The sequence below is a fragment of the Oscillatoria sp. HE19RPO genome, assembly GCF_024220515.1.
GTDB lineage: Bacteria > Cyanobacteriota > Cyanobacteriia > Cyanobacteriales > Laspinemataceae > Laspinema.
Window position 1 is genome coordinate 1 of record NZ_JAMXOT010000005.1, and the last position, 22,849, is coordinate 22,849.

Sequence of the window (22,849 nt, forward strand, 5' to 3'; positions counted from 1 at the left end):
AAAAAATAAAACCTTCAAAAAACCCGCAGGCTCAAGCCTGGGGCTACACGGACAAAGCGGTGCCTGCGCGGGCTAAAAGAGCCTTGTTAGGTGCGATCGCATCAAAGCAAGGATGATTTATTTGTTGGAATCCCCTAAGAATACCCAATTTGGTAACTATGGATCTGCAAAACCCGCACCCTCAAGGGTGGGGCTATACGGACGTTAGCGAAGCCATGCCCCTTGGGCTATAGCCCGCCTGCGCGGGCTAAGAGGGTCTGTATCGGTGTCGGACCCGACGGCGATCGAGTAAAGTAAGATTAACCCTGAATATGAACGCCTAAAATTGTCTCGATCGCATTATTGGTTACTGCTGCCTTACCTGCGTCCCCATTGGAACACCATCATCCGGGCGCTGATTTGTACGTTGATTTTTACCGTTTTTTGGCCTTTGCAAGCCTGGTTAGCCGGTCGGATTGCTAATTTTATTGGGGCCGGGGATGTGGTGGCGATCGCCCGATTAGCGGGGATTGGTGCCCTAATTTTCCTCGGTCAAGGAATCGTCCAATATGGTCAAGATTCCCTGATGGCTTCCGCCGCCCTCTCCATCGCCCTCGACCTCCGCAAATCCATTTATAGCCATCTCCACAAGCTCAATCTGGGCTTTTTTGAAACCGCCAAAACCGGCGACCTTTCCTATCGCCTCACGGAAGATATTGACCGGATTGGGGAAGTAGTGAATAAATTTTTCCATCAATTTGTTCCCTGTATTTTGCAACTGATAGTAGTGGTGGGATACATGATTTATTTGAATTGGCAACTCACCTTTGCTACCCTGTTAATTGCCCCATTCATGGCGATTATAGTCAGTTGGTTTGGCAATAAACTATTAATTGTTTCCCGGCGCAGTCAAACTCAAATTTCTAATTTATCGGCATTAATTTCTGAAGTATTTAGTGGGATTCGCTTAGTTCAAGCCTTTGCTGCGGAAGACTATGAAATTGAGCGATTTTATAAGGAAGCCGAACATAATCGCCGGATGAAATATCGGGCAGAACAATTAAAGGCGATTCAGTTTCCTGTGGTGGGATTTTTAGAAGCCTTAAGTGTGTTATTGCTATTTTTCCTCGGAGGATGGCAAATTTCCCAAGGCAATTTAACGGGGAGTGAATTTGTCAGTTATGTCGCAGCAGTGGCGTTGGTGATTAATCCCATTGCTTTGACGACGAGTAATTATAATGAATTTAAACAGGCAGAGGCATCGGTAGACCGAATTTTTGAGTTGTTTGCGGTGAAAGCAACGGTGGTGGAAAAACCTGGTGCAGTCGCCTTACCGGCAGTTACGGGAAAGGTTGAATATCGCAATGTTTCCTTTGCCTACGCCACCCAACCGATTCTCAACCCCAAAAACCAAGAAGAAGTGCCGGTATTGCAGGGGTTAAGTTTATTGGCATCCCCGGGAGAGGCGATCGCCTTAGTCGGTGCTTCGGGGGCGGGTAAAACCACCTTAGTCAATCTTTTGCCTCGGTTTTATGATGTGAAATCGGGACAAATTCTGATTGATGGAATTGACATTCGCGAGGTAACTATTCCCAGTTTACGCCGTCAAATTGGCATCGTTCCCCAGGAAACCATTTTATTCACCGGAAGTATTGCCCAAAATATTGCTTTTGGACAACTTGATTATCAGTTAGACGAGATTGAAGCAGCGGCGAAAATTGCCAATGCCGATGAGTTTATTCAAAAACTACCCGATGGATATCAGAGTTGGGTAGGAGAGAGAGGGGTTAATTTATCCGGGGGTCAACGGCAACGAATTGCGATCGCCCGCGCGGTCCTTCTCAATCCTCGAATCCTCATACTAGATGAAGCAACCTCTGCCTTAGATTCAGAATCGGAAGCATTAGTCCAAGAAGCATTAGAACGGTTAATGCAAAACCGCACCGTATTTATTATTGCTCACCGTCTCGGCACTGTACGTCGCGCCGATCGTATTTTAGTCATGGAAAAGGGACAAATTTTAGAATCCGGCACTCATCAGGAATTGTTGGAACGCGAAGGACAATATGCCAAATTTTACACCCAACAGTTTGAAAGGGGATAAGGGTATTCCCACAAATAAATCATCCCAATCTGATAATTAAGTACCCCACAAGACTCAATTTAGCCCGCGCAGGCGGGCTATAGCCCAAGGGGCATGGCTTCGCTAACGTCCGTATAGCCCCACCCTTTAGGGTGAGGGTTTTTTGGATATTTTATTTTATGGAGTTCCCTAACTCAAAACCCCCGAAGATTTAGAACCCTCGGGGGTTGTTGAGTTTAAAGACTTTCAACATATTCTAATAAATCCGCCATATCTTGCGGATTGGGTTGAAATTGGGGCATGGGTGGGGTTTTGCCCCCCGTCACCTGATGAATAATACCCACGGGGGATTTCCGTTGAGAAACGCCCGTTAAACTGGGTCCCACCTGCCGTCCATTCTGGATGCCATGACAACCCGCACAGTTCATTTGGAAGATGGCATGACCCCGAATTGAGTCTCCATCAAGGTTTAAGACGGTTTTCACATAAGGATCCGAGACTTGTAATTGTAGGGCGAGAATAATCCCGAGGACAATACCCACCAGAATAAAGACGATGACTGCGCTTCGCGCACCAAAGGCGATCGCCCCACTTGTGACGGGACAAGGTTCTACTGCTTCAGGTTTGGCGAGATCGTTAGTCAAGGGCAAGGTGGTTTTCAAGGGATGTACAAATATTGTATGATTTTATAACATAGCTTAACATTTGCGATCAGAATGGGCATTCTACGGCAATTTCTGGGAAACCCCCGTTAGTCGAGGAAATCGCCTGCTCAGGAGATCTCCGCCTCGTCCAATGCCAAGAGTGCCATTTTGGGCGACTGTCTTTAGATGAAAGAATTGCAAGAAACCTTTACATATTAAAATATAACCCTAGTTGCAAAGGAGATTCATAGACGTGGTTGAACCGTTACTGTCTGGCATCGTGTTGGGTTTGATTGTGGTGACTCTAGCTGGTTTGTTTTTCGCCGCTTACCAGCAGTACAAGCGCGGGAACGATTTGGGTTTGTAAACCAGTCGCTGATTCCTGACTAAAACAACAGCGATCGCCGCTTTCGGGTTCAGGACCCAGGAGAGGCGATCGCTGTTTTAATTTGCTGACTCATCGGATAACCCGAGGAATGTGATGGTGGTATTGCTGTAACGGCGTTCCCGAAGGATTTCCAGAGTGGGAATCGGGTCCAGGGTCAGGCGATCGCTGCGATGTTCCACCGCAATTTCCCCATCGGGTGCCAGGAGTTGATATTGGGCGATCGCTGCCAACACAGGTTGATAGAGACTGCTGGCATAAGGCGGATCGAAATACATTCGGTCAAATTGCCGACCCTGCAAAGATTTCAACCGCGCCATCACATCACCGCGCAGAATGTCCACCGTTTGATCCGCCTGCTTCACCCGTTGCAAATTTTCCCGAATAATCGCCAAGGCACGAGGGGACTGTTCCATCGCCACAACTTCTAAAGCACCTCGACATAACGCCTCTGCACTCATCGTCCCGGCACCGGCGCATAAATCCAACCAACGACATCCAGCAATACTCCCTTGCCAAACATTAAACACCGCTTCGCGCACCCGTGCCGCAGTCGGTCGAGTTTGCTCACCGGGTAAAGTTTTCAGTAACCGATTACCATAAATTCTAAGGCTCATAATAATTAGGATAGTCGATTCAGGTACAACCCGAATATTTGGAGGAAAAAGTATGGTAAGAATTTCACAGAACTCGACCGGAGAACCCCTGACAATCACTCCGGAATTAGGCGATGCAGAGGGAACACCCTCCCTTATTTTACCCAATATCCGTTGGCAAACCTACGAAGCACTCTTATTGGACTTGAAAGATAGTGGTGGAGTGAGGGTTGCCTATGACCAAGGAACGTTAGAACTTATGGCTCCATCACAAGAACATGAAAGCTACAGTTTATCTATCCATGATTGTATTGTCGTTTTGGCAGACGAACTCAACCTCAATTTGATGAATTTAGGCTCTACCACCTGGAAAAAAGAAGATATTCAGCGCGGATTAGAACCGGATCAATGCTATTACATTCAGAATGAGCCTCGGGTGAGAAGTCAACTCAAAATTGACCTAACTGTAGACCCGCCTCCAGATTTAGTCGTTGAAGTGGATATTACCAGTGGGTCTCTCAATAAATTTCCCATTTATCAATCCTTGAAAATTCCCGAAATTTGGCGCTACCGGCGCAGAGGTTTGGAAATTTTTGAGTTGCAGGGTGAGGAATACCTGCAACGGGATTTCAGCCCTACATTTTCACCGATTGCCGTTACTGCTGCGATTCCCGAATTCATTCAGAAAAGCCGCAGCATGGGACAAATGGCAGCATTACGAACTTTTAGAAATTGGGTGAAAGAACAATTGCAAAATCCGGAATGAAGGAGGAACGATGCTCAAAACTCAAATTGAACTCCCAAGAGAGAAAATCGAGGCATTTTGTCACCAGTGGAAAATCACGGAATTTGCCTTGTTTGGTTCAGTCTTACGAGAGGATTTTCGCCCAGATAGCGATATTGATGTTTTGGTTAATTTTGCACCAGATGCAACAATTAGTTTACTAGATTTAGTCCGCATGGAGAATGAATTAAAAAAAGTTTTTCAGCGGGATGTGGACTTACTTAGCAAAGGGGCGATTGAAGAAAGCCATAACTGGATTCGACGCAAAGAAATTTTAGGAACTGCCGAGGTATTTTATGCAGCGGGATGAAGCATCACTTTTAGATATTGATAGATTTTGGAGATTAATGCTGGCATTTTAGCGAACAAACAACTTATCATTCGCTGATTTTTTTAGGGAGCATTAACTTTTTAAAAGTTTGGAGATAGCCTACTTAGCGGACTAACGAGAAGAAAACAGATAATAAATTATAGAAATACACATCTTTGTAATTTGGTCAATACAAGAACATGACCTTTGGATCTTTTATGATCTCTTAGGCACTTTCAAAGTGTATAAATCCGCTTGAAAATGAGCAAATCACAAAGTATGAAACCTCTTCTTTTTTTAAGAAGCAATCAAAGCTCCTCTGTCATCTCTCCATTGAGAAATTCGCCATTGGCTTCCATTCTTATAAAAAGAAATAAAAGCTTCTGCTTTAGGGCCATAATCAATATTCCAAAACTTACCCGAAGGTTTCATTTGGTTCAAACTCCATAAGGAATTATTTTGGTAAAGCAAATCAGCAAAAGCTTGATGAACAGATCCATGATTGGTAAATTCATTCAAACTTGGAAAAGCCATTTGGAAAAATTCATCAGCAGTTCCAGCTTTGCTCTCACTTCCTAATGCACTCCCATCAAATGCCCAAGACCAATCTGAGTATTCTGAAAAATTAATATTTCTTGTTTCATACCATCCAGGTATTTGAGTGGCTGGATCTAAGGCAATAATTTTGTTGATTCCTTGCGGGATACTTTTGGAAATTTCCCAAGAAACATAAGTTCCAAGGCTATGGCCAATAAGATTAATGTTTTTATTAGAAATTCCAAAATCTGTTAAAAGAGTTTTGGCAGCTTGAGCAACTGGTTGGATCCATTCAGTTGATTTTTGAAGAGCCTGATTGAAGTTATCTCCCAAGGAAGTTACATTATTTGCAGCACTTCCCCAATCCAGAGTTAGAACTTGAGAATTAGGTTGATTACTTTTAATAGCTTTCGCTAAATACTCCATGTCTTTGGCCGTATTAACATTTCCATGAATCACCAGCCATGTAGGTTTGTCTGTAATAGGCTGACCATCAATAGATTGAAGGTGAATAGGTCTCCTTTCTCCATTTTTATTGGCTCGTATGGTCCAGCGCCCATCGGAAGGTTGCCAGTTTACATCCATATAAGCCCTGCCTCCTTTTTCAATCAATGCTGCATAAACTGTATGCCACCCACTTTCTTTCGCTGTGAAATTATAAGTTCTATCTGCGGGCCGACCTTGTCGATGATCAAACACTTCCCATTGAGGAGTTATCCAGGAACCATTATTCGGATTAGATTGAGGTTGAGCCATGAGGAATAAAGCATCATCCCCATTGGCCTTAAATGTATAATTTTTCCCTGCTTCAAAATAGGCAAAAGTACCGGCTAAAGCAACAAAGTTATCTTTTAGATTGCCCAAATAGACGGAATTGAATTTATCAGCAGAATCAAAACCCCAATCCAGATTAATGCCAGTGGAATTTGAATTGACTGTCGTTGATCCGATAAACCGATTCCACCCTTGAAAATTATTCAAGTCATAAGTCCATAAAGACCAGCGTTTACTTCGCTCTACGGGAATGGTAAAGTCTCCTAATTGAAGAGTACCCCAGTCTTCATTGCTTTTTAATTGACCTAGCGCTTCGTCAGATAAGTGTATTCCACGAACCAAGTCGGAAAAAATCGCGCCCTCATCGCCCGGTGCATCAACGGAATTAATTTGAGCATCTATATAATGGCCCACCTCTTCCAGGATAACGCTGGCGATATTTTCTGGAGTCGTGGCGTGTTGAACTATAAATTCTTGAGAAAGATAGATCGTATTGGTTACCAGGTCAAAAGCGCCTTGTGCACCTGCCAGTTCATCCAGGGACACAATATGAATTTTGAGGGTTGTTTGTCCGGCGATTAAATCTTCAACAAAAGATTTTGCCAAATCAAAATTGGCGTCTTGCCCAAAAGCTGTAGTTATTTTTGTGGCAAAATCTGGATCTATTAAAATTTTTTGCAAATAACTCACCGCTATTTGCCAACTCGCTGTTACAGCGGAGTTCAAACCAGTTAATTCTGGAACGTTATTAAATCCATCGTTCAAAGCAAGATTACTAGAATCCGAATTAAAAGCCCGGTTTGTTAAAAAACCCCCGAGTAGGTCTGGGAATTCAGGAAAATCTGGAACATCCGGAATTCCTGGGTCTGGCTCATCTGTCGGAAGTTGTGGTTGAGGCGGAGTCACTTCAGGTAAGCTAACAGGAGGCGCGACTAGCTGACGCCCTTCTCGAACCCCAAAATTAATTAGGTGGTCAAATAACTGAGCGCCACTATTTAAACCAGCAGCAATCAAGTCTGGATTCGCACTCCCATAAAAGTTTAAATCGATATTGGGAGAAAAACGACGCTTTTCATTAATTCCGAAATTAATAATATGGTCAATTAATTGTCTATTGGTGTTGAGGCCAGCCATAGATAAATCTGGATTGACTAATTGATAATAATTTAATTCAATTAAAGGAGAAAAGCTCCGATTTTCATCAATTCCACTTTGAATGAAGTGACTAAACAATTGTTCTCGATTGACTAATCCAGCGCTTCCCAAGTCTGGATAAAGAGATGAATAGTAGTCAGAATCAAAAATTTGTGATAGTTCCAACATAGCAATATTTCCCCTAGAGATCGTTTGTGTAATGTGGACAATTCTAAAATATCAACGATTTTATAACCCCTTCTATCTTGATAATATTTGAGGTTAAAGCGGGAATGTCTGGTGTTTTCGTTGATTTATCCTGTATGCCAATCCTCAATGCTTTGGAACAAAACCAGCGACCAATATGCAAAGCCTACGGCATAATTTACGTGCTTACGCAGACGCTCCGCGAGCGCTTACCCCACTATCCAGGTGTTAAACTTGGATCCATGATACAAATAATTTAGGAGGGTTCTATCTCTACCTAGTATAGAATTTAACCCTTATTTGTCTAGTCTTAAAACGTAGAAATTAGAATACATTTTGATTCAATGAGTTAAGCGGAAATTGCCTAAAAAAGTATAAAATAAGACCCAAAGGTTGAAAAAGGGTTAAAAAAGTAGTAGAATGCGCGGAGAATTAATCAATGAGTTCCCTATGGATGTTCAACAAGTTCTGCAATGGGCGGATGAGTTAGTCTTCGAGAGAACAGGGAAACACTTAACAAATCTGCAACAGGCGGTATTATTGGGGGTGTGGGATCACCAAAAGTACAGGGAAATTGCACAGAATTACCGCAGTACTGAAGCTAACGTCAAAAAAGCTGCTGGGGCTTTATTACAACTGATATCCCAAGAACTAGGCAAACAAGTGACGAAGTCCAACCTCCGCGCCACAATGGAACGGTATCATATCTCTAATGTTTCAAGTGTCGGTAATTTCGTACAGAGTAATTTGGTAGGCGGTAACATCAACCTTTGTAGGGAAAGTTGGCATTCTGCGGAAACGAGCCACCAGCGATCGCCCTCCCGGACTAACACAGACAAACACTACGATATGACCGATGCCCCTGAACGAGATCACTTCTACGATCGCAGTGATGAACTAACCACCCTCAAGCAATGGATAGTAGAGGAAAATATTCGCCTTGTTAACCTTATCGGATTATCGGGAATTGGCAAAACGGCGATGGCAGTGGAACTCGTAGACCAAATAAAAGATCGCTTCGATATCGTCATTTGGCGCAGTCATAATCAATTCCTCAAGCAGATATCCTTAGAAAATAATTTACTTGATATTCTCTCTCAACATCAAGAAACTAAATTAAACTCCCTCATTGAATATTTACGTTCCTATCGTTGCCTGATCATCCTTGATGATCTACAAGAAACTTTTAACCGGGGAGAATTAGCAGGAACCTATTTACCAGGCTACCAGAATTATAGTAAATTTCTCAAGAAAATAGCTTCATTCTCCCACAACAGTTGCTTCGTCTTAATAAGTTCGGAAAAACCGCTAGGCATTGCCACATTAGAAGCAGAAAGCCTTTACTGTAGAAGCTTACATCTGACTGGCTTGGGAGAGTCGGCACGGGAAATGTTAAAAACCAGAGGATTGACCGATGATGATAAATGGTTGGAACTCATTACTCTTTACGATGGCAACCCCTCCTGGTTAAATATAATTTCTACGACCATACTGGACTTATTTAACGGCAGCGTCACTCAATTTTTAGCTTGCCCAATGCCATTCTTAGGAGATTTAGAAACAATATTGAGCGAAAGCTATCTGCGCTTGTCAGAGTCGGAAAAATCAGTGATGTTTTGTTTGGCTAGGGTGCAATCCTTAGATATTACCCATAAACCCACTGATTTTTCTGGATCTCACGCAGATTTTTTAAAGGCTTTGCAGTCTTTATGCAGACGTTTTTTAGTTAATAAAAATTTGGAGAATGGAGGATCAAGCTTTAACCTTAAACCCGTAATTAAAGAGTATATAAAATTACAAATTATAAACAAAGAATAGCCTGACCAGTTACTCTAGTTTAGCGCCATACTTTCCGCTACAACAGGCCCCTACCGATCGCGATAAGATCGCCTTAAATAAAATCCAATCGTTAAAAATAACAAAGCTAAAAATCCCAGCAGATAAAAGATTGATAAATGAGTGGATTGTTTCATGGCTACTCGAATCATTCCCCATTCAATCCAGACCAGGATTCCCATAAGTTCAGCTTTCATCCAGAGCAACAGTTGACGGGCAATTTTATATTGATTTTGGATGTTTTCTGGGGTGATGGGGACCGGATAATTAAAGGTATTGGGAAAAAATTTAGTAATTGTCATCGCTAGATAACTGATGACGCCGATCGCAGGAATCAACCAGAATGTGAATTTAGGTCCCCATAAGTCGGGTTCGCCAGTGATGCCAAAATGTAGGGGAACGGCAGCAGGAAGGTTCTGCCAATAGTAACCCCCGATCGCCAAACTGGCAACCACACCCAGCAAGGCGGTAATTTCCAGGATGATTTCTAAAGGGGAGTAGGCGATCGCCTCGATAACGGGTCGTTGTTGATTGTTTTCCATGAGCTTTTCTCCCAGGAGGTAAAAAGAGGATACTTGCACCCATTCTGATCCGCTGATTGTGCAATTTGGGTTCGTTTTTCAGGAAATCCTTTAAAATTGATAAAACTACTCATGCAGAAGACCAATGAACTTACCTCGTTCCGAGACCCCCCGCTTGTTGCAAAAGTTACATTGGGTCATGAATCCCGTTGGCTACATGGAAGCCAATGTTCGCCGTTATCCCGACCTATTTAAGGCGGAAGTTGTTGGGTTTGGGGATACCCTTGTCTTTGTCTCTCATCCCCAAGCGATTCAATATATTTTAACCCATGATAACAAGCAATTGAGCGTCCCAGGAAAGGTGAATCAAATTGTGGAACCTTTGCTGGGAGAGTATTCGGTTATCATGTTAGAAGGCGATCGCCACCGTCGTCAGCGCCAATTATTGATGCCTCCGTTTCATGGGGATAGAATGCGCTCTTATGGCGAAATGATTCGCGAAATTGCTGCAACAGTCATGAGCCAAGTGCCAACCTCCCAGCCTTTTCTCGCTCGTGCAATGATGTCTGAAATTTCATCCCAAGTGATGCTCAAAACCGTCTTTGGCTTAGATGTTGCCGGAGAAAATTATCATCAAATAAAACATTTAATGACTTCGATGTTAGATGTTTTTAACACTCCGGCTGCGTCCGGTCTACTGTTTTTCAAGCAATTGCAAGTGGATTTAGGCCGATGGAGTCCTTGGGGCTATTTTCTCAGGATTCGAGAACAAATTGATAAATTACTCTATGCAGAAATTGCTAATCGCCGTCAACAGGACTTGAGCGATCGCCTCGATATCCTCTCCCTATTAATGTCGGCGCGGGATGCAGAAGGTGAAGCGATGACCGATAAAGAATTACGGGATGAATTGCTCACCTTACTGTTTGCGGGATACGAAACAACTGCCAGTGCCATGTCCTGGGGTTTATATTGGATTCATGCGCTTCCCGAGGTCAAAAATCGTCTCCGAGAAGAGATTGCCAGTCTCGGGGATAATCCGGCACTGATGGACATTTTTAACCTCCCTTATTTGACCGCAGTCTGCAATGAAGTGTTGAGACTTTATCCCGTGGCGATGTTAACCTTTCCTCGGCGAGTCGAAGAACCGATGGAGTTATTAGGTTACTCACTCAAAGCCGGAACGGATTTAGTTGGTTGTATTTATCTCCTCCATCATCGGGAAGATTTATATCCCGATTCCTATCAATTTAAGCCACAACGGTTCTTAGAACGGCAATTTTCTCCCTACGAATTTATGCCCTTCGGTGGGGGTAAACGTCGCTGCATTGGTGCTGCATTAGCGGTCTACGAAATGAAGTTAGCCTTAGCCACCATTTTATCGGGTTATGATTTAAAATTGGCAGAAAAAGGTCCAGTAAAACCCCAACGCCGAGGGGTGACATTATCACCGGCAGGGGGAATTAAAATGATTAAGGTTGGCGATCGCACTCCTACCGAAAGACCCCTAGTTGCTGCGGTGAGTTAGGGCAAAATTTGGCAAGAATCACCCTGGGTCCCTAGGGAAACATCAGGGGGATGAAAATCAACTCTCTCCTCCCCCTAACCCTGATTTTGCCTAATTTTAGCTATTTATAACCGAAAAATCGGGGGATGGAAAATCAGGGAAGACTGGAAAGAATGGCGATCGCCTCAGCATGACTCAATACCCAGACTCAAAATTTCTGAAAGCTGTTCTTAAATCATCCTGATGTCAGTTTTAAAAAATGTTCTATACTATACCCTAAATTCTAAACTTCAAGGAGACTCATCATGGACTTTTTTAATAAAATTATCCCCGATGGATTTTTCGACTTCTTACCCGGAGTCGGCAACGATGACCAAGAGGAAACGGAGGCGGCGCGAGATATTGCTACTACAGCGGCCAGATTTATCACCCTGGGACCGACAGGTTTTGTCCTGAGTTCCGTGTTTTCTCGCTTGATTGGAAATGTGGATGTCAATCAAGTGGGGTCGCAATTTCTCAACCGGGTCAATCAATTGATTGAGTCCAATCAAACGGCAGTTAACTCCACTCAATTCCTCAACTCAGTGGTGGGAGAAATTCGTAATTTTGTGGACAGCAATGAAATTGCTCAGAGGTTTTCTTTAACTCAAATTGCTGATTTTGTCAATACTAACTTAATCGAAAATCCCACCGTTAGAGAAGGGTTTTCGGACCTGATTAATCGAGCAGCTGAAGGCAGTCAATTAGGACGATTTGTGGATGCAGATGCAGCCAGTAACTTAATTGAAATTGCTTTAGATGATATCAATTGGCCGGGAGGATTACGGGGACTCGAAGGGGACGATCGCATTATTGGCAGCAGTGGTTCCGATGTCGCCAATGGCAACCAAGGAAACGACACCATCTTTGGGGGAGAAGGGGATGATTTTCTCCGAGGTGGCAAAGACAATGATTTGCTTGATGGTGGCATCGGGAATGATGTCCTGAATGGCAATTTAGGGGATGATACCATTCGGGGTGGTACAGGGGATGACTTAATTCGCGGGGGTCAAGGAAATGACGTGTTATATGGAGATGAAGGCCGAGATATTCTGATTGGAGATATGGGTTCGGACTTTCTCTATGGCGGTGCTGATGCCGATGATTTTATCTTACGGGCGGATGTTGCCGGGACCGATGCTGCCACTGCCGATCGCATTTTAGATTTTAATGCCGCAGAAGGCGATCGGATTAAATTAGTCAATGTGACCGATCTCTCTAACATTCTCCTCGGCGCAGTTGATATTAATACCGACGGCATTGGAGATACCGCCATCATTGATTCCAATAATCGTGTCTTGGGTGTCGTCATGAATGTCGATGTTTCGCAGTTCAATTTACTTGATTATATCCAAGTAGTCAGTGCGGAAGATTTGGGGATTGATTTACTCGGATAGAACTAAACCCGCACCCTAAAGAGTGGGGCTATACGGACAAAGCCCGCCTGCGCGGGCTACTTTATAAAAATGACCTGGAAAAATTGGATTGGGGATGAAACGGGGCGATCCGGGGTTCGTCCTGGAGTGGCTGGTTCTATCAGCCTTTGGAAGTTGTTCTATAATTTCCCCAGGACTTACGCCTAATACGGAATTCGGTTGTGATAGGTCTTTAAAAACGAGTAAGCCATTGTAGGGTGGACATTGCCCACCGTTAAGGAAAGGTGGGCAGTGCCCACCCTACTTTTAACTACTTTTACCAACCGGATTCCGTATAAACCCCGGATGCTGTAGGGTTGATTCGCGAATCAACCCTACAGTTAGGGTTGGATATTAAATCAGGCGTAAGTCCTGTTCCCTAAGATTTCCTGTTCAAAAACCCTGAAGGCAACTGCCACTTTTATCAATCATGGTTCTCATCCGCATTCTTAAATCCTGGGAAATTCCCGAACACCAAACCACGTCAGAAACCGCTTTTCTGTCCCGTCGGCGCTTTTTGAAGACCGCCATCGCCGCTGGGATAGGGGCGACCGTTTTACCGATCGCTGGCTGTAACAGTAAAACCAACTCCGATTCCCTGAGCGAACTCATCCAAAATACCACTCCCTTAGCCAATATTTCGCGCAACCCCAATTTCATAGAAGGCGATCGGCCCATCACTGACCAATCCTTTGCCTCTCGCTACAATAATTTTTATGAATTTGGCGGCACCAAATCGATTTGGAAATCCGCCCAAAGTTTGCCCACAGAAAACTGGAAAATTGAAGTCGGTGGACTGGTCAAAAATCCCCGGATTTATGATATTGATGAAATTCAAACCCAATTTCCCCTAGAAGAACGCATCTATCGGTTCCGATGTGTAGAAGCTTGGGCAATGGTTGTTCCCTGGATTGGATTCCCCATGAAACACCTGATTGAAGCTGTGGAACCCACCAGTGCCGCTAAATTTGTGCGTTTTACCTCTTTTTATGATCCAGAAATTACTCCGGGTCCGGGATTTCATTTAGGCAGCTTACCTTGGCCTTACACCGAAAGTTTACGCATTGAGGAAATGGCTAATGAACTGGCCTTTTTTGCTACGGGAATTTACGGTCGGACCCTTCCCAAACAACATGGAGCGCCCCTCCGGATGGTAATCCCGTGGAAATACGGGTTTAAGGGAGCCAAATCTATTGTTAAAATCGAGTTCTTAGCCGAACAACCGGCGACTTATTGGAATACTTTAGTACCGAGCGAGTACGATTTAGAGGCGAATGTCAATCCGAATAAGCCTCATCCGCGTTGGTCACAGGCAACAGAACGGATTGTTGGCGACGGACCGGCTATCTCTTGGGAACGTCAGCCTACTCTTCCTTATAACGGCTATGGGGAATGGGTGGCCAACTTGTATTCCACCTGAACAAACCGTTTTCCTCCCGGGTAGGCGGGGGTTTTTACCCCCGGGAGGTTTTGCCTTCTCTACCTGATGGGGTTTAACCTCTGGGTGCAGTTTGAGGGCGATCGCAAAATAGCCAGTTTTCTCAAAAGGGGATAAACTCAGCTTGATTGGGGGAACGGAATCGCACCTACATTAGATCATTAGATCGGGGTTGAGAAGATGGGTTGGGTCAAATTCCCTTACTTTGGGGTAAAACAAGCTGCCCAACCCTAGGAGAGTGCCGGTACAGTAGAGGTTAGAATCCAGGTTTTTTAGAAAATCTCTACATCAGAGCAACAATTTAGGGCCAGAAACCCGGGTTCTTGTCTGTTGTTTTCTAAGACTGTACCGATGCTCTAGGGAGTTAGGGATGCATCTGCACTGTACGACCGAGGGCATAGTATTTGTACTCGTCCCACTCTCCGGAATCGGAGGTCATTGGGGTGGTGCATATTGAATTGGGAGTCAATTTGTTATGAGTAACCATCAGCACGAAGACCGGGAGGCATCGGAGAAAGCATTCTTAGATTCTCTCAATGCATTGCAAGAGCGGTTGCAATTGGTGGAGGACCAGAAGGCGGCATCTGCTCGCGAAGCTGAACGGCAAGCGATTCAGACGGCAGAAGAAGAGAAGGCGACTTTTACCCTCCATGATCTGGAAGAGGCAGTGGCTGATATTGATGAATTTTTTAAAGAACTGCACAAACCCGAAGCTGAAGATTAATCCAGTTAGGGTTTTGAGTCCGATCGCCTCAGTTCAAGAAACCTGGGACGAATGGCTGGTTTGACGGAGCGCTTCATATAAAATTAAGGCGGCGGCGATCGCCACATTTAAAGATTCGACCCCAGACTGTAGCGGGATCCGAACTTGATGATCGGCGGTAGAGAGTAAGTCGGCGGATAATCCTGCGCCTTCATTGCCGAGCAAAACTAAGGTTGGCTGATGGTAATCAATTTCCCAGTACGTTAGGGGTGCATCGGCAGTGGTAGAAATGACCTGCACCCCTTGTTGTTGTGCGCGGATGACATCCTGCTTTAAGTCCGCACTGACGGAAACCGGCAAGCGAAACCACTGTCCCGCAGAGGCGCGTAAAACTTTTGGAGAAGCGGCATCCACACTATCAGCACTCAGCCAAATGCCTTGAGTTCCTGTGGCGGCAGCGGTTCTAATCAGAGTGCCGAGATTGCCGGGGTCTTGGAGGGTTTCCAAGGCGAGGGTCAAGCCAGACTGGGGAATCGAGGGGACTGCCGACTCGCGCCGTTTGGCGATTGCCACGACGCCATCGGGTTGGACGGTAGTGGCGACTGCTTTGATGACAGATTCGTTGACGATTTCACACCGGGGCGATCGCTGGGTCACGGTTTCCCATAATTCAGGATAGCGCCCTTGCCACTCCGGTGTAAAACAGACCACCTCTAGGGGATAATCCACCCCACAGGCTTCCTCCAAGAGGTGCGTCCCTTCCAACAAAAACAGTTGCTGGCGATCGCGCTCCTTTGCAGCGTGCAATTTCCGCATCTGCTTGACCAGAGGATTCTGAAGGCTCGTCAACATTGAGGTATTACATGGGTTGTAGATGCGGAACCCGGGACTTGAACCCGGAAGTCCTTGCGGACACTAGAACCTGAATCTAGCGCGTCTACCAATTCCGCCAGTTCCGCGAAAATGCAGTTTTGCACTCCGATTTACCATAGTGCCTCAGTTCCTCATGGATGTCAAGGGGTCAATTCAAAAAAGTTTTTTCCCAATTACGTCATCTACCCACTACACTTTTGAGGAATGTCCAGTTACAAGGTACACCAGAAGACACCGGCTAGAATTGTTGTCCCTAATGATGCGGACTATGAGGAGGTCCTCACCGTGAAATCCGCATCACTGACCACAAAATAGCTAACGGTAAGATTCTATTGGTATCAGGGGTTACCGGAATTGATTTTTTTAGGTATAAATCTGGACAACTAAAATATTTCCGGTAGAATCAAAACCAAATCGAAAGGTGTACCACATCCACTGATTCTGGAGGATAGACCTATTACTGCCTCTCTCGGTTCGCTCAACATCACCAACTCTCACGAAGCTGACCCCTCGGTCCTACATATTTGGGGAGGCCATCCCCTGCAAGGACAAGTCAAAATTAGCGGGGCCAAAAATGCCGCCTTAGTGATCATGGCGGGGTCCCTGCTTTGTCCGGAACCCTGTCGGTTGCGAAATGTGCCATCCCTGGTGGATGCGATTCGCATGGGTCAAGTGCTTTCGGCCCTGGGGGTCGATCTCCAATGGAACGGCGATGTCCTAGATATCAACGCTCGGGATATCACGACTTCGGAAGCCCCTTATGAATTAGTCAGCCAACTGCGGGCTAGTTTCTTTGCCATTGGACCCATCTTGGCCCGATTGGGAGAAGCCCATGTTCCCCTTCCCGGTGGCTGTGCGATCGGGGCCAGACCCGTTGATATCCACGTTCGCGGACTGCAAGCCCTGGGCGCTAATGTCTATATTGAGCATGGTATGGTTCATGCGTCCGTCCCTGGACGCGATCGCCGCTTAAAAGGCGCTAAATTTTATCTCGACTATCCCAGCGTCGGTGCCACTGAAACCCTGATGATGGCGGCAACCCTCGCTGATGGAGAAACCATCCTGGATAATGTCGCTCAAGAGCCAGAAGTCATTGATTTGGCGAACTTCTGTAACGCTCTAGGGGCAAAAATTCGCGGTGCGGGGACCAAAACCATTGTGATTGAAGGGGTTCCCCGGCTGCATACGGCAGACTATCCGATCATTCCCGATCGCATTGAAGCCGGAACCTTCTTAGTCGCTGGAGCAATTTCTCGCTCAGATATCAGTCTCTATCCGGTGATCAGTGACCATCTGACTCCGGTGATTTCCAAGCTGCGGCAAACTGGCGCGCAAATCATTACGGAAGGCCCCGATCGCCTGCGGGTGATTGGACCAGATATCATTCAGGCAACGGATATCGAAACCTTGCCCTATCCTGGGTTTCCCACGGATATGCAGGCTCAATTTATGGCCTTGCTGACGGTGAGTAATGGCGATAGCCTGATTACCGAAACTGTCTTTGAAAATCGCCTGCGTCATGTGGCTGAGTTAAATCGCATGGGAGCAGATATTCGCGTCAAAGGCAATACGGCGATCGTGCGCGGTGTACCCCACCTGACGGGTGCTCCGGTGATGGCAACAGACCTTCGCGCCTCGGCAGCCTTGGCGATCGCTGCTTTAGCCGCTGAGGGTAAAACAACCATTCAAGGGTTGCAGCACCTGGATCGCGGCTACGAAAACCTTGACCTCAAACTCCAACAGCTCGGGGTTCGGATTAAGCGAGAACCGGCTCCTCCTGAGAGCGAAGCCAACTCAACCGCCAACCAATCTTCTCAATCCGCACTAAAATGAAAGGGCAAGAGGTTTCCAGAAGTCTATTCTTCTGAGAAAACCTCTTAATTCTCTGTCATCAGACCTTAGTCCCTAAACTGGTATGGCTTTCCCAAAAACAACCCTGATCGGACTCAAAGCAGATGGCTTTCGTCATCCTCTGGATCTAGAAGCAACCCAATCTTTAAAGCAACTCCCAGGACTGGACTTGATCGTCCGCCAGTTGCTCGGTTCGATTGGGGAACAATTTTTTTACCTGGATAATATTGCTTCTAGCGTTTTGGTCAGTGAGCAACAGTTGCCTGAGTTGCATCAGTTGCTCAAGGAAGCCTGCCAGGTTTTGGATTTAGAGACTCCGGAACTCTATGTTCGTCAACATCCGATGCCGAATGCTTATACCTTCGCGATGCGGGGCAAAAAACCCTTTGTGGTGATTCACACCTCCCTGATCGAACTGCTGACACCGGAAGAAATCCAGGCGGTGATCGGACATGAGCTGGGGCATCTTAAATGCGAACATGGGGTTTATTTAACCCTGGCGAATCTGATCATGTTAGCCGCAGGACAACTTTCGACGGTGGGGGCTTTACTGGCCCAAACTCTCCAAAGTCAAATTTTGCAGTGGGTCAGATGCGCCGAGTTTAGCTGCGATCGCGCTGCCTTATTAGCCACTCAGGACTCGCGAGTGGTGAGTTCGGTCCTGATGAAATTGGCCGGGGGTTCCCCGACTCTGGCTCCCCAACTCAATTTGGATGCCTTTCTCGCCCAAGCTCGTGCTTACGATGAGAGCAGCAGTACAGAACTGGGACTTTTGCTCAGGGAAGCCCAAACCGGCCAACTCACCCATCCTCTGCCTGTACTCCGGGCTAGAGAGATTGATCGCTGGGCCAGCAGCAAAGATTATGAAACTTTGTTGCAAAAAGGAAAAATGTGTTATAGTAGTGAAACCGAGAAAAAGGGCGAGTGGCGAAATTGGTAGACGCACCACACTCAAAATGTGGCGGCTTCGGTCGTGCGAGTTCGACTCTCGCCTCGCCCACTCTCTAATATCGGAAGCACAAAATAGAGGTTCTCAGTCAAAAGCTGAGGACCTTTATTTTTTGATGAGGGAGTTGACAAGTGCTGGGTCAGCCCAGCTACAATGGTAAAAGACAGTGATTGATCGCGATTACACACAGAAGGATTAAGACAATGGCTCAACGGCTCAAACGCTGGGAGTCTCCTCGTAGTCAGGGGAGAAATACCAAGGGCAAAGGTGGCAGTGCAAGGCAACGACAACTCAAGAAGCAGCAACAGATGTTGCGGAAAAAATTAAAAGGGGAAACGATAAAGGGCGATCGCAACCCTACCCCCTCCCAAAACCCCACCCAAACGAAAGAGAAGAGAACTCCGGTTCTCTTCTCTTTTTATTTGGATTATTTGGAAACTCAGCCGGCGATCGCCTCAGCCTAAGTTAGGGAGTAGTCATCATGGGTTGGATGGACTGGGCCACGATCGCAGGTCGGTCCGTGTATTCCCGTTCGATTTCAGTGCGTAAAGTATCATCCCAGCCGAGATCGTAATCCCGTTCGATTTCAGTAACCACCAATTGACGAACTTCTCCCGTCACCTGGATTTGACTATCTTCCATCACCGGGGTTTGGGCTCCGGTGGTAATCACAATGATATCATCCCCACCAATGAGCTGATCTTCCTGGATCCGGAAAACATTCGGTCCAAGGACTTCTGCCACTTCACCGTTGAGGGTCACCATTTGACCCATAAACTGGTTAGGATTCTCTGCAACCTCCTCAAACTCTGGGATCATGGCTGTCGTCTCCATGCCTGGGGTCGTTGTGGTGTCAATTCCCGGGTCTGTGGGGGTCGTCATCGTGGTTTGATCCGTCGCGTCGCAAGCTGGGAGTACCAGGAGCATCAGTCCCAGGGCGATCGCCCCATTCACCTTTCCAAACAGGGAAGATCCGCGAACCAGAGGGCTGCGTTTGTTAAGGGATGTCTTGTTAAATCTATTTAACATTGTGAAACCTCCGAATAAAAACAGTCAGATCAATGCTGACCATGAGAACAAAGTTGCCACGGGTGTCCCAATTCTAAAAATTAGCCCGAGCGACCATTGATAATAATTGAACTCACTCTAGGAAAAAATTGGGGGATACTGCATCTTTCTTTAGAAATAGATAGCTGGAGTGAGTCCACTGATGTTTGAGATTTCTGCCTTTGTAAAAAAAAATGAGGTTCGACAGAGGGATGATTTTTGATAACCAGCTTGATGCCTTCTCGGCCGATCGCTGAATTTGGAGCTCTAGTCAGAGGAAGTCAACCCGCTTTGTTTTACAGAATCTTTACTCAGTCGCTGCCAATTTGCGCTCAAACCCCGGATGCTTATCCCGGGTGTATCATGCGGTCGGGATCCTATAAAACAAGCTCCCTGGCATCGGATCCCCAAATATAGGACATCGCAAGTCTCTTGCACCCTGGTGAACCCCTGATTGAGGCCAATAGACTCGTCCGAAAATTATAAATCCTTATGGAAAGGGAATTTCAGCCTTTTGACCCGGCGTAATCTTCAATAGGGTTAAGAACGAAAACACAAGGCTTGTAGCTAGGTTACTAGGCTATTTGATTAAAATGGTTCTCCTTTGTTGCCAGTCGAGACTTTAAATTGGCTCTAGGGGTACTCCATTTTTTAACGTTAGTAAATCTACCGAACCTAGTCGAACTCTAACTAATCCACAAACCGCGAAAATTACCTGTTCATATTGATGCCTAACCAATCTAAACCTTTCCGCAGCTACTCGAAAAATTTTAATCTTTCCTATCAAATGCTCAACCCCTATTCTCTGAGTCGATATTTTTTTGTTTTCTTGTTTCTGTTCTTCGGTTAGTTCTCCGTTTTTGGGCTTTTTTTGAGGGGTAACAATGGCTGGTTCTCCAAGGTAAGCTTTATCTCCTAAAAATTTTTGATGGTTGTTGAATTTTGGAAGGCTTTGTCGAAACAAACTAATATCACTTGTTTTTCCTAACTCTCCAACTGTTACATCCACAATATCTTGACCACCGGGCAAAACAATAAATTGGTTTTTTAGCGTATGCATTTTTTTCTTTCCTGAATACAATTTTTTTTGTTCTTCATAGTCTACAGGTCTTGCAGTACGCTGCTCAGAGCTATCTACGATTAGTAAATGTTCGGTCAATTTTTGCTGAAGTTTTTCATAAGCTTGTTCGTTATCCTCCGCTTCTTCCATTTGCGAAGCTGGTAAAATCTCTCTAATGATTTTTATCCAATAATGAAAAGCGTCATTAGCGTTAGTTTTAGAAATATCAAATAACAAACCTAGAACTTCAAATATGGGTTTTTGCCTTAAATAAACCAAACAAAGACAGACTCCTTCCTCTACTGTCATTTCAGCTTTACGTCCAGCTCCCTTGGCATTGATTCTAATTTTTTGGGCTTCCAGTTCTATTTGTTTTTCAATATGTCGTTGTTTTGCCAGTTCTACTAACGCTAAAAACTGGTCATATTCGATTCCGATTAGACGCTTGGATTCTTTGGGATATTCTTGAATACGCTTCAGGGGGCTAGTCATGGTTAAATCTTACTAAAATCTTTATTTTTATTTCATTATAGCATAAATTTTATATTAAGGAGAGGTCTAATGTTTACTTAAATTCATACTTTTGAGATAGTTTACTCAAATTTATGTAAACCTTTATTGCTTGTGCTTGCATTATAGGAAAATGATGATAAATTAATAAATGAAGCCGAAAGAGCTTCCCTGGCAGATAACAGCAGACAAGTTCAAATTAGCTTAAAGAGGTTCAAGCTGTTTAATCTAACATCTGTCTCGTCGGATCAAACCCCCAACAACACCCAAACCAAGGGCTGATATTTCCTAAAATCGTGGAATCGGCAGCAATACTCCTAAACTGTTTCAGTTAGGCAGCCTGCGAACATTGAAATTGAGAGGAAATCACTCAGCGAGTAGGTCTTGGGTGTTGTTTTGTTTGGGTATCAGTTGCGGTGGCAACTTAATTTTTAAAATCCCTTCCTTGGCCATCGGATGGAAACCTTTGAAGAAGAGCAGAAGTTGCGATCGCACTGCTCCCTGACAAGAACCCACTGTGAAAAGAAGCCTTCATCTGATGGTCCGCCCTGAATTTAGAGGAATTTACGAGGGAACCCAGCCTCCGATAAATTAAGTAAAGTTTTATATCATTCCCTTGCCATTGCTCAAAAGCGTGCTAAATTAAATATATAGAAGCAAGAAAGAGCTTCTCTGGCAGATTACAACAGCCAAGTTCAAATTAGCTTAATGAGGTTCAAGCTGTTTAATCTAACATCTGTCTCGTACCAAAACCCCAACAACACCCAAACCAAGGGCTGATATTTCCTCAAATCGTGGAATCGGCAGCAATACTCCTAAACTGTTTCAGTTAGGCAGCCTGCGAACATTGAAATTGAGAGGAAATCACTCAGCGAGTAGGTCTTGGGTGTTGTTTTGTTTGGGTATTAGTTGCCCGGAAACCCAATTTTAAAAACAGTCCCTGCGTTCTATAGCAATCCTAAATGATTTGTAACATCTATCTTCTCCCCTCGGATGTTTTGGGCCGCCGTCGGTTGGGGGCCGCCATCGTCTTCCACAACTGATTGAGGATTGCTATAGCAGGTGCTTGGACTCCACAGGAAGCGGCGGAATTTGATGCGAATACCGCCTCCTTTGGCACCATTGACCCAGAGCAATGGCGATAAAGCATCAGACGAACTGTAGGGCTCATCTAGGAGTTGGGGGAGGAGCTAGAAGACGAGAAACAACTCCCCTTTTCAAACAAGTCATCAAAGCGACTATTTACCCAGGCCAGACGTAAATGTAACAGGTGATTAAATCCCTGACTACTCCACCGCATACCGACCCCCTTAAAGCGCTGTTGTATCAACCATTTACAAGCACTATCGACCATGCCGGAGCCTCTGGGCATTCCTTGTTCTTCAAAGGCGTGATAAGTAATGTGTTCAACGCGCGCCTTTAAATAATCATGTACTCGTCGGATGCTCTGGCGTTGACCGGCTTTTAAAGAGGGAGAATTAGCCCGAGTATTTAGCTCAGAAATTACTCCGGTTGAATTGCCATGTCTCCTACATTCCGCAGGTAAAATAAGAGAGTTTGGAATATTCTAAAACCATGACAGACATAGCATCTGATATCATAGTACAAGATATTGACCACTGTGGCATAGTCTCGGGCATCATTGATGAGATAGGACTTGTCTATCG

General features: G+C 45.2%; 22 protein-coding genes, 2 tRNA genes and 1 pseudogene. 14 read left to right on the top strand and 11 right to left on the bottom strand.

Annotated elements, in window-relative coordinates; all coding sequences use genetic code 11:
* Nucleotides 1–325 precede the first annotated feature (325 nt).
* Nucleotides 326–2,083, top strand: coding sequence for an ABC transporter ATP-binding protein (locus NG833_RS00360; RefSeq protein ID WP_254563349.1), 1,758 nt, complete (start codon nt 326–328; stop codon nt 2,081–2,083).
* A 215-nt stretch (nt 2,084–2,298) separates the two neighbouring features.
* On the opposite strand, the gene NG833_RS00365 is transcribed toward NG833_RS00360, so the two are convergent.
* On the bottom strand, nt 2,299–2,706 hold the full coding sequence (locus NG833_RS00365; RefSeq protein WP_256555771.1) for a cytochrome c: 408 nt from the start codon (nt 2,704–2,706) through the stop codon (nt 2,299–2,301).
* 253 nt (nt 2,707–2,959) lie between these two features.
* Between NG833_RS00365 and petG the strand changes: the two genes are divergently transcribed.
* Nucleotides 2,960–3,073 carry a cytochrome b6-f complex subunit V gene (petG, locus tag NG833_RS00370; RefSeq protein WP_254563350.1) on the top strand — a complete coding sequence of 38 codons (114 nt, stop codon included), beginning with the start codon at nt 2,960–2,962 and terminating at the stop codon, nt 3,071–3,073.
* Between the two features lie 77 nt (nt 3,074–3,150).
* Here petG and rsmD read toward each other — a convergent pair whose 3' ends face one another.
* Nucleotides 3,151–3,708 carry a 16S rRNA (guanine(966)-N(2))-methyltransferase RsmD gene (gene rsmD / locus NG833_RS00375; protein ID WP_254563351.1) on the bottom strand — a complete coding sequence of 186 codons (558 nt, stop codon included), beginning with the start codon at nt 3,706–3,708 and terminating at the stop codon, nt 3,151–3,153.
* A gap of 52 nt (nt 3,709–3,760) precedes the next feature.
* Between rsmD and NG833_RS00380 the strand changes: the two genes are divergently transcribed.
* Both NG833_RS00380 and NG833_RS00385 read left to right on the top strand, forming a co-directional pair.
* Nucleotides 3,761–4,453 (top strand): Uma2 family endonuclease, encoded by a 693-nt coding sequence (locus NG833_RS00380; RefSeq protein WP_254563352.1) that lies wholly within the window; start codon nt 3,761–3,763, stop codon nt 4,451–4,453.
* A gap of 10 nt (nt 4,454–4,463) precedes the next feature.
* Entirely contained in the window at nt 4,464–4,781 is a 318-nt protein-coding gene (locus NG833_RS00385) for a nucleotidyltransferase family protein (protein ID WP_254563353.1), read from the top strand.
* A gap of 297 nt (nt 4,782–5,078) precedes the next feature.
* On the opposite strand, the gene NG833_RS00390 is transcribed toward NG833_RS00385, so the two are convergent.
* Nucleotides 5,079–7,415, bottom strand: coding sequence for a hypothetical protein (locus tag NG833_RS00390; protein WP_254563354.1), 2,337 nt, complete (start codon nt 7,413–7,415; stop codon nt 5,079–5,081).
* A 468-nt stretch (nt 7,416–7,883) separates the two neighbouring features.
* On the opposite strand from NG833_RS00390, the gene NG833_RS00395 reads away from it, so the two are divergent.
* Nucleotides 7,884–9,251 carry an NB-ARC domain-containing protein gene (locus NG833_RS00395; RefSeq protein WP_254563355.1) on the top strand — a complete coding sequence of 456 codons (1,368 nt, stop codon included), beginning with the start codon at nt 7,884–7,886 and terminating at the stop codon, nt 9,249–9,251.
* Between the two features lie 50 nt (nt 9,252–9,301).
* On the opposite strand, the gene NG833_RS00400 is transcribed toward NG833_RS00395, so the two are convergent.
* On the bottom strand, nt 9,302–9,811 hold the full coding sequence (locus NG833_RS00400) for a DUF1648 domain-containing protein (RefSeq protein ID WP_254563356.1): 510 nt from the start codon (nt 9,809–9,811) through the stop codon (nt 9,302–9,304).
* Nucleotides 9,812–9,935: 124 nt separating this feature from the next.
* Between NG833_RS00400 and NG833_RS00405 the strand changes: the two genes are divergently transcribed.
* The 4 genes from NG833_RS00405 (at nt 9,936) to NG833_RS00420 (ending at nt 14,913) form a co-directional block, all read left to right on the top strand.
* Nucleotides 9,936–11,318 carry a cytochrome P450 gene (locus NG833_RS00405; protein ID WP_254563357.1) on the top strand — a complete coding sequence of 461 codons (1,383 nt, stop codon included), beginning with the start codon at nt 9,936–9,938 and terminating at the stop codon, nt 11,316–11,318.
* Between the two features lie 284 nt (nt 11,319–11,602).
* Entirely contained in the window at nt 11,603–12,733 is a 1,131-nt protein-coding gene (locus NG833_RS00410; RefSeq protein ID WP_254563358.1) for a calcium-binding protein, read from the top strand.
* A gap of 448 nt (nt 12,734–13,181) precedes the next feature.
* Nucleotides 13,182–14,171: a protein-methionine-sulfoxide reductase catalytic subunit MsrP gene (gene msrP, locus NG833_RS00415; protein ID WP_254563359.1), complete on the top strand. Its 990-nt coding sequence runs from the start codon at nt 13,182–13,184 to the stop codon at nt 14,169–14,171.
* A gap of 493 nt (nt 14,172–14,664) precedes the next feature.
* Entirely contained in the window at nt 14,665–14,913 is a 249-nt protein-coding gene (locus NG833_RS00420) for a hypothetical protein (protein ID WP_254563360.1), read from the top strand.
* 33 nt (nt 14,914–14,946) lie between these two features.
* Here NG833_RS00420 and NG833_RS00425 read toward each other — a convergent pair whose 3' ends face one another.
* Together NG833_RS00425 and NG833_RS00430 are read right to left on the bottom strand one after the other, a co-directional pair.
* Complete coding sequence (locus tag NG833_RS00425) at nt 14,947–15,744, bottom strand: RNA methyltransferase (RefSeq protein WP_254563361.1); 798 nt, start codon at nt 15,742–15,744, stop codon at nt 14,947–14,949.
* Nucleotides 15,745–15,767: 23 nt separating this feature from the next.
* Nucleotides 15,768–15,851: transfer RNA gene (locus tag NG833_RS00430), tRNA-Leu, on the bottom strand.
* A gap of 397 nt (nt 15,852–16,248) precedes the next feature.
* On the opposite strand from NG833_RS00430, the gene murA reads away from it, so the two are divergent.
* From murA to NG833_RS00450, 4 genes are all read left to right on the top strand, one after another.
* Nucleotides 16,249–17,598, top strand: a complete 1,350-nt coding sequence (murA, locus tag NG833_RS00435) for a UDP-N-acetylglucosamine 1-carboxyvinyltransferase (RefSeq protein WP_375293867.1) — start codon at nt 16,249–16,251, stop codon at nt 17,596–17,598.
* An 82-nt stretch (nt 17,599–17,680) separates the two neighbouring features.
* Nucleotides 17,681–18,556: a M48 family metallopeptidase gene (locus NG833_RS00440; RefSeq protein ID WP_254563362.1), complete on the top strand. Its 876-nt coding sequence runs from the start codon at nt 17,681–17,683 to the stop codon at nt 18,554–18,556.
* A tRNA-Leu gene (locus NG833_RS00445) sits at nt 18,535–18,616 on the top strand. The genes NG833_RS00440 and NG833_RS00445 overlap by 22 nt, the downstream gene beginning before the upstream one ends.
* 152 nt (nt 18,617–18,768) lie before the next feature.
* Nucleotides 18,769–19,029 (top strand): hypothetical protein, encoded by a 261-nt coding sequence (locus NG833_RS00450; RefSeq protein WP_254563363.1) that lies wholly within the window; start codon nt 18,769–18,771, stop codon nt 19,027–19,029.
* A gap of 1 nt (nt 19,030) precedes the next feature.
* Here the strand turns inward: NG833_RS00450 and NG833_RS00455 are convergent, their stop codons facing one another.
* The 5 genes and pseudogenes from NG833_RS00455 to NG833_RS00475 all read right to left on the bottom strand — a co-directional run.
* The gene (locus tag NG833_RS00455) at nt 19,031–19,594 is read right to left on the bottom strand and encodes a hypothetical protein (RefSeq protein ID WP_254563364.1); all 564 of its coding nucleotides are present in this window, start codon (nt 19,592–19,594) and stop codon (nt 19,031–19,033) included.
* A gap of 640 nt (nt 19,595–20,234) precedes the next feature.
* Entirely contained in the window at nt 20,235–21,164 is a 930-nt protein-coding gene (locus NG833_RS00460; protein WP_254563365.1) for a transposase, read from the bottom strand.
* Nucleotides 21,165–21,548: 384 nt separating this feature from the next.
* Nucleotides 21,549–21,698 carry a hypothetical protein gene (locus tag NG833_RS00465; RefSeq protein WP_254563366.1) on the bottom strand — a complete coding sequence of 50 codons (150 nt, stop codon included), beginning with the start codon at nt 21,696–21,698 and terminating at the stop codon, nt 21,549–21,551.
* A gap of 431 nt (nt 21,699–22,129) precedes the next feature.
* The gene (locus NG833_RS00470; protein ID WP_254563367.1) at nt 22,130–22,318 is read right to left on the bottom strand and encodes a hypothetical protein; all 189 of its coding nucleotides are present in this window, start codon (nt 22,316–22,318) and stop codon (nt 22,130–22,132) included.
* Nucleotides 22,319–22,353: 35 nt separating this feature from the next.
* Nucleotides 22,354–22,554, bottom strand: a pseudogene (locus NG833_RS00475) (hypothetical protein); the annotation flags it as partial.
* 203 nt (nt 22,555–22,757) lie between these two features.
* On the opposite strand from NG833_RS00475, the gene NG833_RS00480 reads away from it, so the two are divergent.
* Nucleotides 22,758–22,849: DUF4277 domain-containing protein (locus NG833_RS00480; RefSeq protein WP_254563370.1), on the top strand; the 92-nt coding region annotated here is incomplete at its 3' end.